The 13,046-nt window shown below is 54.5% G+C and carries 7 protein-coding genes; all 7 read left to right on the top strand.

The annotated features are described in order from the left end of the window. Nucleotide 1: 1 nt before the first annotated feature. Nucleotides 2-1,198 carry a glycosyltransferase family 4 protein gene (locus ACO064_RS11495; RefSeq protein ID WP_421827508.1) on the top strand — a complete coding sequence of 399 codons (1,197 nt, stop codon included), beginning with the start codon at nucleotides 2-4 and terminating at the stop codon, nucleotides 1,196-1,198. Nucleotides 1,199-1,212: 14 nt separating this feature from the next. Beyond that, nucleotides 1,213-2,373, top strand: coding sequence for a glycosyltransferase (locus ACO064_RS11490; RefSeq protein WP_421827507.1), 1,161 nt, complete (start codon nucleotides 1,213-1,215; stop codon nucleotides 2,371-2,373). A gap of 7 nt (nucleotides 2,374-2,380) precedes the next feature. Continuing rightward, a complete protein-coding gene (locus ACO064_RS11485; RefSeq protein ID WP_421827506.1) occupies nucleotides 2,381-3,535 on the top strand; it encodes a glycosyltransferase family 4 protein in 1,155 nt (384 codons plus the stop codon). After that, the gene (locus tag ACO064_RS11480; protein ID WP_421827505.1) at nucleotides 3,501-4,073 is read left to right on the top strand and encodes a DapH/DapD/GlmU-related protein; all 573 of its coding nucleotides are present in this window, start codon (nucleotides 3,501-3,503) and stop codon (nucleotides 4,071-4,073) included. The genes ACO064_RS11485 and ACO064_RS11480 overlap by 35 nt, the downstream gene beginning before the upstream one ends. 28 nt (nucleotides 4,074-4,101) lie before the next feature. After that, nucleotides 4,102-4,923 carry a glycosyltransferase family 2 protein gene (locus ACO064_RS11475; protein WP_421827504.1) on the top strand — a complete coding sequence of 274 codons (822 nt, stop codon included), beginning with the start codon at nucleotides 4,102-4,104 and terminating at the stop codon, nucleotides 4,921-4,923. A 33-nt stretch (nucleotides 4,924-4,956) separates the two neighbouring features. Beyond that, the gene (locus ACO064_RS11470) at nucleotides 4,957-6,297 is read left to right on the top strand and encodes a WcaI family glycosyltransferase (RefSeq protein WP_421827503.1); all 1,341 of its coding nucleotides are present in this window, start codon (nucleotides 4,957-4,959) and stop codon (nucleotides 6,295-6,297) included. 72 nt (nucleotides 6,298-6,369) lie between these two features. Continuing rightward, the gene (locus tag ACO064_RS11465) at nucleotides 6,370-13,029 is read left to right on the top strand and encodes an amino acid adenylation domain-containing protein (RefSeq protein WP_421827502.1); all 6,660 of its coding nucleotides are present in this window, start codon (nucleotides 6,370-6,372) and stop codon (nucleotides 13,027-13,029) included. Nucleotides 13,030-13,046: the final 17 nt, after the last annotated feature.

Here is a 13,046-nt window from a genome sequence, read left to right as displayed (position 1 = left end):
CATGCGGATCGTTATTTTTTGTCACCCGTCCTTTCCCGGTTCGCAAAGTATGCCGCGCTATGCCCGCTGGCTGGCCAGTGGTATGCAGGCACGCGGGCATGAGGTGGATTCGTGGCAACCGAAACCGTTCTTTTATACGCTGCCCGTTCCGGAGGCTTTAAAAAAATGGATGGGTTACATCGATCAGTATATTGTATTCCCGATTCAGGTTCGGCAACGCATCAAAGGATTACCGAAGCAGACGTTGTTTGTTTTTGCCGATCAGGCCCTCGGACCCTGGGTGCCATTGGTCGCGGATCGGCCGCATGTCATTCATTGCCACGACTTTCTGGCGCAGCGATCGGCCCTGGGCGAAATTCCGGAAAATCAGACGGGCTGGACCGGGAAATTGTATCAGGCGTATATCCGGCGGGGATACCGGAAGGGCCGGAATTTCATTTCGGTTTCCAACAAAACGCAGGCCGAGCTTCATCAGTTTTTAAAAGCCGCTCCGGCGTTCTCGGCGGTGATCTACAACGGCGTCAATCCCAATTATACGTCGGGTCAGGCAGCCGAATCCCGCTCGGTATTGAGTGCCCGGTTTGGCATCGACCTATCGTCCGGTTACCTCGTACACGTCGGCGGCAATCAATGGTATAAAAACCGCAAAGGGGTGCTGGAGATTTATGATGCGTGGCGAAAAGCCTATTCACCGTCTATACCGCTGCTCATGATCGGCGAAGAACCCACACCGGAGCTGTCGGAACTGGCGCAGACGTCGGCGTTTCGAAACGATATTCATTTTCTGACGGGCGTTGACGATCAGCACGTTATTCACGCGTACCGGGGCGCTCGGGTGTTCCTGTTTCCGTCTCTGGCCGAAGGCTTTGGCTGGCCGATCGCCGAAGCGATGGCGTGCGGCTGTCGGGTGCTGACCACCAGCGAGGCCCCCATGACGGAAGTGGCCGGCACAGCCGCTACCTTGCTCCGTCGTCGGCCCCTCGATGAACTCGATAGCCAGCTTTGGGCAGACGAGGGAGCCGTTCGTATTCAGCACATTCTGAACGAAACGGCTGAAAAACGACGGGAATGGATCGACAGGGGATTGACGAATATCAGACGGTTCACGATCGAAAACGCGACCGATCAGCTTGAGGAGACCTACCAAAAAATACTTGGGACGTATCGTTTTGCCGGGCAAACTCACACACTCGTTTAATTCCGGTCATAGTCATGCACATTCTTCATGTCGTTTCGGGAATCGATCCAAAAGCAGGCGGAGTAAGCCAGGCCTTGCAGACGATGATCAAAGGGTTATCGCAGTTTTCGGTTCAAAATACCGTAGTAACGCTGGACGATCCTCAGGCGGTTTATTTGCAGAATGTAACGTTCCCGGTTTTCGCAACAGGCCCCGCCAAAAGCTCCTGGCAGTATAGTGCTGATTTTTTACCCTGGATGAAGGAGCACGTTACGCAGTATGATTGGGTGATTGTCCACGGGCTTTGGCAATACCATACCTATGCGACCTACAAAGCCCTGGCACGATTAAAAACGAAAAAGCCGAAACTCTACGTCATGCCCCACGGTATGCTGGACCCCTGGTTTCAACGGGCCGCCGGGCGTAAACTAAAGGCCATTCGGAACTGGTTTTTCTGGCAATTCATCGAAAATAAACTGGTCAATAAAGCCGACGGGTTGCTGTTTACCTGTGAAATGGAGAAGACGCTGGCCGAAATTCCGTTTCGACCCTACTTACCCAAGACGGAACAGGTCGTGAGTCTGGGCGTAGAAGCTCCTCCCGCTTTTACACCGGCCATGGCACTGGCTTTTCAGGAAAAATGTGTGGGACTCAGCCGGTCGTTCATTCTGTTTATCAGCCGGATCCACGTTAAAAAAGGGGTCGATCTACTGATCGATGCGTACCGGAGACTGAAAGCTGAGGGCATTTCGTTGCCGCAACTGGTGATTGCCGGTCCGGGTCTGGAAACCGCTTACGGACAGGAAATGCAGCAACGGGCCGGTGACGATACTGACATTCTGTTCCCCGGTATGCTCGAAGGAAACGCGAAATGGGGCGGTTTTTACACCTGCGAAGCGTTCATTCTGCCCAGTCATCAGGAAAATTTTGGCATCGCCGTCGTAGAAGCACTGGCGTGTGCAAAACCGGTTCTTATTTCGGATCAAATTAACATATGGAAGGAAATCGAACTCGAAAAAGCCGGGATGATCGAAAGTGATACGGAAAACGGCACCCATGCCCTGATCCAACGCTGGACTGCCCTGACGGTTGACCAAAAGCAGCAGATGGCGTTGCGGGCCAAAACCGCTTTCGAGACGCATTTCACCATGTCACAGGCGTCCCATCGGATGCTGCGTGCATTAAACCGTAACTAATTTTACTATGCGTATTGCCATTATACAAGGGGCATTTTTGCCGGTACCGCCGGTTCGGGGCGGAGCGGTCGAAAAAATATGGTATCGAATGGGACAGGAATTTGCTGCAATGGGGCACGAGGTTGTTCACATCAGCCGGTCTCATGCCGATTTTCCCGCCAAAGAAAACGTGAACGGCGTAAGCTACGTACGGATTCCGGGCTACGAAACGCCATCGTCCCTTCTTAAACTCAAATTTCTGGATTTAATCTACTCGATTCGGGCGATCAAAGCCCTGCCTGAAAAGGTCGATATTATTGTTACCAATACCTTCTGGTCGCCCTTTTTACTGCGCGGTGAACGCGGAAAAAAAGTCTACGTCGATGTGCAGCGGGTGCCCAAAGGCCAGATGAAATTTTACCTCCATGTGGGTGTTTTAAGGGGCTGTTCACCGGCCATTTGTGAGGCCATCATCAAGGAGGTTACCCCGGAATGTCATCACCTGATTTCCTACGTTCCCAATCCGGTTCCGTTTGAAATTAAAACCCTCCCGATCCGGCGTGAAAAAACGCTGCTCTTCGTGGGAAGGCTGCATCCCGAAAAAGGCGTTCACGTCTTGTTAAATGCCTTTCGGTTGCTCGCCAAAGAGCAGGTATCGGGTTGGAAACTGAAAATTATCGGGCCTTCGTCGTTCGAAGAGGGGGGCGGTGGAGCGGCCTATTACCAGGAACTCCGGCAGCTTTCAACCGGGATGAATGTGGAATGGATCGGGCCGGTTTTCAACGATGAAGAGCTGATTAAATACTATGCCGAAGCCGGTATTTTCTGCTATCCTGCCCAGGAAGGCAGTGGTGATGCGGCTCCGGTGGCTCCGCGCGAGGCTATGGCATATGGGGCCGTGCCGGTGGTGTCGGGTCTCGGCTGTTTTCAGGATTTCATTCAAAACGGAGAGAACGGTGCCTATTATGACCACACCGCCGACGATCAGGTCGGGGCGCTTGCACAGGTCCTTTCCGCGCTGATGAATGACGAAACCCGGTTAAAATGGCTCTCGAAACAAGCCATCAAGGTGAATACCGAATACGCCATTCCCGTGATAGCCAGGCGGTTTATCGACGATTTCAGGAAGATTTATCCCGTTTCCCAAAATGATAAAAACCCATCAGCAAGCGTCAGCGTATGACAGTCCCTGGACGGTAGCGCAGCGCATCAAAATGATAAGCTGGCAACTGGTCTGGACGGTATTCTGCTCCTGGACGCCCAAACCGGCCAACCCGTGGCGTCTGTTCTGGCTGCGTGTTTTCGGGGCGCAGCTAACCGGAAAACCGTTTGTTCACCAAAACGCCCGCATTCAGATTCCCTGGAATCTGGTGCTTCATGATCGTGCCTGTCTGGGCGATGGTGCCAACGCATACTCACTGGACCGGATCGAAATTCACGAACACGCCACGGTGGCGCAGGAAGCGTATCTCTGCACCGGAACGCACGCATTCGACCAGCCCGCCCGGAATTTAATCACAGCCCCCATTGTCATCGGTGCCCACGCTTTTGTCGGCGCCCGGGCGTTCATCATGCCGGGTGTTACGGTGGGTGCCCAGGCCATTGTCGGGGCTTGCAGCGTGGTGACGAAAGACGTTCGTCCGTTCGATATTGTGGCTGGAAATCCCGCCCGAATTGTTCGGAAAAGAGAGGTTAAAGGCGTTAGTAAGGTCGTAAGTTGATAGCCCAGGACCGTATTCTGCAAACAAAATGATTTCAGTACTCATACTTACCAAAAATGAAGAACAGGATTTGCCGTCCTGTTTGCAATCCGTATCCTGGTGCGACGACATCCACGTTTTCGACTCCTTCAGTGAGGACAAAACGGTGGAAATTGCCCAGGCCGCCGGTGCCACCATCACCCAGCGTAAATTCGATAACTGGTCGGCCCACCAGAACTGGGGGCTGGCCAACATTCCGTTCAAACACCAGTGGGTGTTGTACATTGATGCGGATGAGCGGGTTTCCGAAGAACTGAAAGAAGTGCTTTTGACGTTTGTACCCGGTGCTGACGAGGTGGTTGCCTACGAAATTCAACGGCGCGATTTTGCCTGGAATGGCCGGTGGCTGAAACACGCGCAAATGTCGCCTTTTTACCTGCGGCTCTTTCGGCCCGACAAAATGCAGTACAAGCGGCTGGTCAATCCGGTTTCGATTCCGGACGGAAAAGTCGCCCGGATCGGGGGCTTTCTGGATCATTTTCCGTTCAGCAAAGGCTTCCGGTTCTGGTGGCAGCGGCATTTGGGGTATGCGGACATGGAAGCGGCCATGCGGATGGTGGATATGAACGCCGGTACGTCGTTTTCGCTTCAGAAGGCGGCTTTTAGCAAAGATTTCAGCGAGCGCCGGTATCATCAGAAAGGCATCTTCTATAAACTGCCCGGTCGCCCACTCATCAAATGGTTTTATCTGGCGATCTGGCGTCGCGGATTTCTGGATGGTCACGCGGGGGTCACCTACGCCGTGCTGCAGGCGATCTACGAATACTTTATTATTCTAAAAACCAAAGAACTGCAAACGGCACAGTCGTAACGATCCGGTTTTGTCGGCTTACACGCTTTTTTCATGAGAATACTCATTTACGGCATCAATTATTCACCCGAACTCATCGGAATTGGGAAATATACGGGCGAAATGGGCGCCTGGCTGGCTGAGCAGAATCAGGAGGTCGACGTCATCACCGCCATGCCCTACTATCCCGAATGGGCCGTCCAGGCGTCGCACAAGCGCCGTTGGTGGCATACCGAGCAGGTTGCGGGCGTACGCGTACACCGTTGCCCCCTGTATGTTCCGCGTGAGGTAACGGCCTTGAAACGCATTCTGCACGAGTTTTCATTCGTACTCAGCAGCCTGTTTTTCTGGTTGCGAATTTTCTTTACGAAGCGCTACGATGTGGTAATCTGCGTGGCTCCCCCGTTTCATCTGGGCCTGGTGCCGACGATTTACAGCCAGATCCGGCGCGTACCGCTCTGGTGCCACATTCAGGATTTGCAGATCGATATGGCCAAAGAACTGGGCATGATCAAAAACCGCCATTTTTTACAAACCATGTTCCGGGTCGAATCCTATATTCTGAAGCAGAGCCGGGTTGTGTCGACCATCAGCGAGGGAATGGTGCGGAAAGTAGCCCTGAAAAAAGGGATTCAGTCCGCGTGCGTTTTGTTTCCGAACTGGGTCGATGGGGCATACATCAAACCCTTGCCGCAAACGCAATCGCTGCGGGCCGAACTGGGCTTGCTGCCTTCGGACAAAGTGGTGCTCTATTCCGGAAATCTCGGCGAAAAGCAGGGACTGGAAATCATCATCCAGGTTGCCCGCGCCTTTGTGAGCCAACCCGATGTGAAGTTTTTGTTTTTCGGAACCGGTGGGGGACAGGGCAAACTGGAAACGCTCGCGCGGGAGTATGCCTTGACGAACGTGAAATTTTACCCCTTGCAGCCGTATGAAAAGTTATCAGCCCTTTTGGCGACGGCTGATATTCACCTGGTATTACAGAAAAAATCGGCTTCAGACTTGGTTCTGCCGTCAAAATTAACCGGGATTCTGGCCGCCGGTGGTTTTGCCCTGGTTTCTGCCGTTCCGGGAACGACGTTGCATGATGTCGTGCAGTACCACCGCATGGGCGTTCTGATTGAACCGGAATCGGCAGAAGCCCTGAAAGAGGCCATCGACAAAGCCCTGCTTTCGGATTTGACGGCTTTTCGGCGCAATGCGAGAACCTACGCGGAAACGTACCTGAACAAGGAAAAGACATTGCGTGATTTTATGCAGGAGTTGTTCAAAATTGGCGATCCGTCCTGCAAGGCATCACCGGTTTTCCCGGAAACGACACCTGCGGAAGACGTTTTTAAGGAGCGTTTTGTGACCCAGGAAACGGATACAGAAAAAGAGGGAATTGCCCGGTAGCAATACGCAGAAATCTGGTAAGTAATTGACAAATAACAGCCTGAGCATACACTTTTAACCGGTTTAATAAACATGGACGAGCTTTCAACACGTAGTTTCGATTTGGACAAAACCGTCGTCGTCCTGTTTGCTGAACAGGTAAGAAAGTCACCTGATCGGGTTGCCGTCCAGTTTGAGGGCCGTCGGCTCAGTTACCGGGAACTGGATGAAAAGTCGAATCAGGTAGCCGGTTTTTTACGCAAAAAAGGGGTAAAAGAAGAAACCCTGGTGCCGATCTGTGTCAGCCGTTCGCTGGAGATGGTAATCGGTATCATGGGCATCCTGAAAGCGGGTGGAGCCTACGTTCCTATCGACCCTGAATACCCGGCCGAACGCATTCAGTATCTGTTGTCTGATGTTGCGGCCCAACTGGTTGTGACGGATTCTGACGCCGGTAAGGTGCTGGCTGAATATACGGAACAACTGGAAAAGATTTGCCTGACCACCGACCGGGAAGCGATCGCGAATGAACCGACGGAACCCATAAAAACCGCCGTATCGCCCGATCATCTGGCTTATGTGATCTACACCTCCGGCTCGACGGGACGCCCCAAAGGGGTTTTGATCGAACACCGGAACCTGAGCAATTTCATCCAGAACCAATCGCAGGAGTTTGGTATTCAGGAAGATGACGCCATTCTGCAAACCAGCAACTATGCCTTCGATCCGTCGGTCGAACAGATTTTTCTGACGCTCTGCAACGGCGCGAAACTGGTGCTGATCCGGAAAGAATCGCTGTTCAATCCCGACGAAGTGGTGCAATTGATTCAGGAACAACGCATCACGCACCTGCATTCAACGCCGAGTTTATTGCGCTACATTCCCGCTGCGACCTACGGCAGTTTAAAAAGAGTCGTTGCCGCCGGAGAGATTTGTCCGCCCGATCTGGCCCAATCCTGGGGTTCGCTGGTTCGGTTCTACAACAAATATGGCCCAACCGAAGCCACGATTAGTTCGATTCAATACCGGTATCCGGCGGAGGCCGAATTGGAAGTCGTGCCCATCGGAAAACCGATCGCCAACACCCAGGTCTACATCGTTGGAGCCGATGGAAACCGGGTTCCCGCCGGTATTCCGGGCGAAATCTGGATCGGTAACGCGGGCGTGGCGCGGGGCTATCTCAACAACCGTACGCTGACGGCGGAGAAATTTAGTACCGATCCGTTCAGCACAAAACCGGGTGAACGAATTTATAAAACCGGCGATACGGGCAAATACCGGGCCGATGGAACGATTGAATTTGTGGGTCGCATCGACGATCAGGTCAAAATCAGAGGGCATCGCATCGAGTTGAGTGAAATCGAAACCGTCCTCGGTGCGCATGAGGCAGTTGGACAATGTGTTGTCGTGGCGCAGGAAGATCAGACGACTGACCGGCGACTGGTCGCTTATGTGGTGGTCAACAGCGGGATTACGAATGGAGCCATCCGGCAGTATCTGGCGACCCAACTTCCCGAGTATATGTTGCCGTCTCTGTTCGTTCAAATGGCTTTCCTGCCGTTGACGGCCAATGGCAAAGTAGATAAAAAAGTGTTGGTAAAACCGCGACTCGAACGGGCGTCGTTCCCTGACGCCTACACAGCTCCGGTTTCACCCATGGAGCGCCAGATCGAAACCGTATGGGCCGAACTCCTGCAACTGGACAAGGTGGGCAGGGATGATAACTTCTTCGAACTGGGCGGCAATTCGTTGCTGGCGATTTCGGCCGTAGCGGGTTTAAAAAGGCGGTTTGGCTACAGCGTTCCGATTACAAAACTCTATCAGCAACCGACCATCAAGGGCCTTGCGGCTTTTCTGGGAACAGAAAATGACGGCCAACGCCAGACCCCGAAGCGCAAAGAAAAGGCGGCAACGCAGGACATCGCCGTGATCGGCATGGCGGGGCGGTTTCCCGGTGCCGATTCCATCGAAGCCCTCTGGACGCTTCTGAAAGAAGGCAAAGAAACGACCCACTTCTTCACCGAAGCGGAACTGGATGCGTCCATTACTCCCGGATTACGGAACGACGCGGACTATGTAAAAGCCCGGGGCGTTATCAACAAACCCGACGAATTCGATCCGGCCTTCTTCGGCATCAACCCCCGCCTGGCGGAATTGATGGACCCGCAGCACCGCATCTTCCTGGAAATTGCCTGGGAAGCGCTGGAAAGTGCGGGCTATGTCCCCCAACAGTACGACGGTTCAATCGGCGTTTTTGGCGGCTGCCGCAACAACACCTATTATTACACCAACGTGTTGCCGCACACCGAGCTGGTGGAACGGGTTGGCAGTTTTCAGGTGATGACGGCCAACGATAAGGATTACATTGCCACCCGGACGGCCTATGCGCTGAACCTGCGCGGCCCGGCCGTAACGGTGCAGTCGGCCTGTTCGACCTCGCTGCTGGCCATTGCCCAGGCCGTCGACAGCATCCGGAATGGGCAGTGCGACCTGGCACTGGCGGGGGGGGCGGCCATTGCCCAGCCGATCAACAGCGGGTATCTGTACCAGGAAGGGGCCATGTTGAGCAACGACGGCCATTGCCGGCCGTTCAGTGCCGACGCACGGGGTACGGTTTTCAGCGATGGCGCGGGCATCGTGTTGCTGAAAGGGCTGGAAGACGCCCGGCGGGATGGCGACACCATTCTGGCGGTGATCAAAGGGGTTGGCGTGAATAACGACGGGGGCGGCAAAGGCAGCTTCACCGCACCGAATGCCGAAGGACAGGCGGGAGCCATTGCGATGGCGCTCAAGGATGCCCGCGTCGATCCGGCCACCATCGGGTATGTGGAAGCCCACGGAACCGCCACGCCGATTGGTGATCCCATCGAAATCGAGGGGTTGAAAATGGCTTTTGGCGCACAAACCGCCACCCAGTTCTGCGCCATTGGGTCCATCAAAAGCAACATGGGCCATTTGACGACTGCGGCCGGGGTGGCCGGTTTCATCAAAACCGTGTTGGCGCTGCGTCACAAGCAGATTCCGTCCTCCATTCACTATAGCGCGCCCAATCCGGCGATCGATTTCGGCAGCAGTCCGTTTTTTGTGAATACGACCTTGACGACATGGGCGCAAACGTCCGATCCCCGCCGGGCCGGTGTCAGCTCATTCGGTGTCGGCGGTACGAATGTTCACGTCGTTCTGGAAGAATATCCCACGGAAATACCGGTTGAAACCGCAGCCGAACCGGCCACGAATAAACCGGTGCAGTTGATTACCTGGTCGGCCAAATCAACCACTAGCCGGGATTTGTACGGCCCGGTTCTGGCGAATCATCTCCAGCAAAACCGTCACCTGAAGCTGGCGGATGTGGCTTTCTCACTGCAAACCACCCGGGCGGCTTTCCAGCACCGGCGGTTTGCGGTGGCGTCCACCACCGACGAACTGGCCGAAAAACTGCGGACCAGTTCGGGGGCTTCCCACGAAGTAAAATCGATCAGAGAGATACCGGGTGAGGTGGTTTTCCTGTTTCCGGGTCAGGGGTCGCAATACCTGAACATGGGACGTGACCTCTACGAAAACGAAACCGTCTACCGGCAGGCCGTCGACGCATGTGCCGAGGGGTTGAAAGCGTACCTGGAAACCGACATCCGAACGGTTTTGTACCCGAACGAGGGAAATGCCAAAGCTGAAGAGAAACTGAAAAATACGCGGTTTACCCAGCCCGCTTTGTTTGTAACCGAATATGCGTTGGCCAAACTGTGGATGAGCTGGGGCATTGAACCGTCGCTGTTGTGCGGACACAGCATTGGCGAGTTTGTGGCGGCCCATCTGGCGGGCGTTTTTTCGCTGGCCGATGCGCTGAAACTCGTTGCGGTTCGGGGGCGGCTGGTGAGCGAACTGCCCAGGGGAAGCATGTTATCGGTTCGGATGGAAGCCGATCAAATCGGGAATCTCATGCCCGAGCCGTTGTCGATTGCCGCCATCAACAGCCAAAAGCTGTGCGTGGTGGCCGGTCACGACGAAGACATTGCGGCTTTTGCCAGCGTGCTGGACGGAAAAGGAATTCCGAACCGGGTGTTGCAAACGAGCCACGCCTTTCATTCGGTGATGATGGAACCCGTGGTGGCCGCGTTCCGAAACGTTGTTGACGAGGTGGTGCTGAACCCGCCCCAAAAGCGCATCGTATCCACGGTGAGCGGCACGTTGTTGACGGATGAGCAGGCAACCGACCCGGATTACTGGGCGAAACATTTACGCCTGACCGTTCGCTTTTCGGAGGCTCTGGAGTTTAGCATTGTTCTAAATCAACCACTGCTGATCGAGGTGGGTCCCGGCAATGCCACGACAACTTTTGCCCGCCAGCAGGCTGGCTCCCGACCGGTTCCCATCATCACCAGTCTGGATAAAAAAGGCGCGCAGTCGGAATATGAATCCCTGCTGAAAGCCATGGGGCAACTCTGGATCAGTGGCCTGGAACCCGACTGGAAAGCCTTCTATTCGAACCAAAACCGCGTGAAAGTCAGTCTGCCGACTTACGCTTTTGATAAAAAACGCTACTGGGTTGACCCCATCGCGCCCCCGCTGCCGGTGGTCAACTCCCCGGACGCGTCAGTTTTTGCGGTTTCGCCGATGGACGGCCCGGTTACCCATACTACTATATCCCCCCCTGTTGTGATGAGAAAAGACGCATTGATCAATAAGGTCAAAGAAATGCTGGAAGAAGCTTCCGGCCTTGAAATGGAAGGCGTGCTGCCCGACATGAGTTTTCTGGAAATGGGACTCGATTCGTTGCTGCTCACCCAGGTTTCCATCACCTTAAAGAGAGAATTTGGCCTGCCCATCACGTTCCGGCAACTGAATGAAGAATACGCCACGATAGATAGTCTGGTTGCGTATCTGGACCAGACCTTACCGGCAGAACACTACGCGCCGAAACCGGTTTTGCAGCCCATTTCGCAGCCGTCGGCTCCGTCACCGGCCCATCACATTCCGGCAGCCGTCGCCGTCGGCACGAATGATACGGTGTTGGGGTTAATGGCCCAGCAGGTGCAGATTCTGGCCAGACAGATTGCCATGATGCAGGGCAGTCAAACCGCGTCGCTACCCTCTCCACCTGCTTTGCCTGTCTTGACCACCCCGAACGGGAAAGCGTTAACGGATTCGGCGGTTCCGGCCAAAACGCCGGATTTGACGCCGGAAGAAGAAATCGAAATTAAAAAACCGTTTGGAGCCAGCGCCCGGATCGAGCGCCAAAGTACAGAGTTAAGCCCGAAACAAAAGAATTTTCTGCACCAACTGATTCATCGGTATAACCAGAAAACCGGCGGAAGTAAAAACTACAACCAGGAACACCGGGCCTACATGGCCGATCCGCGGGTGGTTTCGGGATTCAAACCGCTGACCAAAGAACTGGTCTATTCCATTGTGATCAATAAATCCCAGGGCAGCCGGTTGTGGGATGTCGACGGCAACGAATACATCGATATGCTCAACGGGTTTGGCTCCAACATGTTTGGCTACCAGCCCGAGTTTGTGAAGAAAGCGTTGCACGAGCAAATCGAAAAGGGCTTTGAAATCGGCCCGCAGCACGAACTGGCGGGCGAGGTTTGCCGGTTGATTTGCGACTTCACCGGTTTCGACCGGGCGGCTCTGTGCAGCACGGGTTCCGAAGCCGTACTGGGTGCGATGCGGATTGCCCGGACCGTTACAGGACGTTCGCTGGTGGTGGCCTTCACCGGTTCCTACCACGGCATTGTCGACGAAGTGATTGTTCGGGGGACCAAAAAACTGAAATCGTTTCCGGCCGCACCGGGCATCATGCCCGAGTCGGTTCAGAACATGCTGATTCTGGATTACGGCACGGACGAAAGTCTGAGAATTATCCGGGAACGGGCGCACGAACTGGCGGCTGTGCTGGTGGAGCCGGTGCAAAGCCGCCGACCGGAATTTGTGCCGATTGACTTCCTGAAGGAAGTGCGCAACATCACTGCATCGTCGGGAACGGCGCTCATTTTCGATGAGGTCATCACCGGTTTTCGGATGCACCCCGGTGGTACTCAGGCGATGTTTGGCATCAAAGCCGATCTGGCTTCCTACGGGAAAGTGGTGGGTGGTGGCATTCCGATCGGAATCATTGCGGGCCACAAGGACTACATGGACGTGCTCGATGGCGGTTTCTGGCAATACGGCGATGCGTCGTTTCCCGAAAAAGGCGTCACCTATTTTGCCGGTACGTTTGTCCGGCATCCTCTCGCGCTGGCCACGGCGAAGGCTTCGTTGCTGCACCTGCGGGAAGTCGGCCCGGGTTTGCAGAAGGGATTGACCCAGAAGGCCGAACGCATTGCACGGGCGCTAAACGCCGAATTCGACCGCCATCAGATTCCGCTGTATGTGGCCCAGTTTGGCTCACTCTGGAAAATCAAGCCCAAGGAAGAAATACCGTATGGCGAGCTGCTGTTCGTGTTGATGCGCGAAAAAGGCATTCACATCTGGGACGGTTTTCCGTGTTTCATTACCGAAGCGCATACCGATGCCGAGATCGATCAGGTGCTGGGCGCGTTCCGGGAATGCATTCAGGAAATGATTGACGCGGACATTTTCAAATCCATTGCGCCGGTTCGTCAGCCGAAGGAAAACAAAGTGACGGCATCCGGCCACTACCATCAACCGCCCGTTCCGGAAGCCCGTTTGGGTCGCGATACGGACGGAAATCCTGCCTGGTTTATCGCCAATCCCGACAAACCCGGTACGTTTTTACAGATTAAATTATAAGGTACGCTAAACCAGCC

This window comes from Larkinella sp. (assembly GCF_965227735.1).
Classification (GTDB): domain Bacteria; phylum Bacteroidota; class Bacteroidia; order Cytophagales; family Spirosomataceae; genus Larkinella.
Note: the sequence above shows the minus strand (reverse complement) of the source record. Positions and strands in the feature narration are given on the sequence as shown.

Excerpts from the sequence above, each read along its gene's own strand:
- ACO064_RS11495 (WP_421827508.1), top strand. The coding sequence starts at position 2 with ATGCGGATCGTTATTTTTTGTCACCCGTCCTTTCCCGGTTCGCAAAGT.
- ACO064_RS11485 (WP_421827506.1), top strand. The coding sequence starts at position 2,381 with ATGCGTATTGCCATTATACAAGGGGCATTTTTGCCGGTACCGCCGGTT.
- ACO064_RS11480 (WP_421827505.1), top strand. The coding sequence starts at position 3,501 with ATGATAAAAACCCATCAGCAAGCGTCAGCGTATGACAGTCCCTGGACG.
- ACO064_RS11465 (WP_421827502.1), top strand. The coding sequence starts at position 6,370 with ATGGACGAGCTTTCAACACGTAGTTTCGATTTGGACAAAACCGTCGTC.
- ACO064_RS11470 (WP_421827503.1), top strand. The coding sequence starts at position 4,957 with ATGAGAATACTCATTTACGGCATCAATTATTCACCCGAACTCATCGGA.
- ACO064_RS11475 (WP_421827504.1), top strand. The coding sequence starts at position 4,102 with ATGATTTCAGTACTCATACTTACCAAAAATGAAGAACAGGATTTGCCG.
- ACO064_RS11490 (WP_421827507.1), top strand. The coding sequence starts at position 1,213 with ATGCACATTCTTCATGTCGTTTCGGGAATCGATCCAAAAGCAGGCGGA.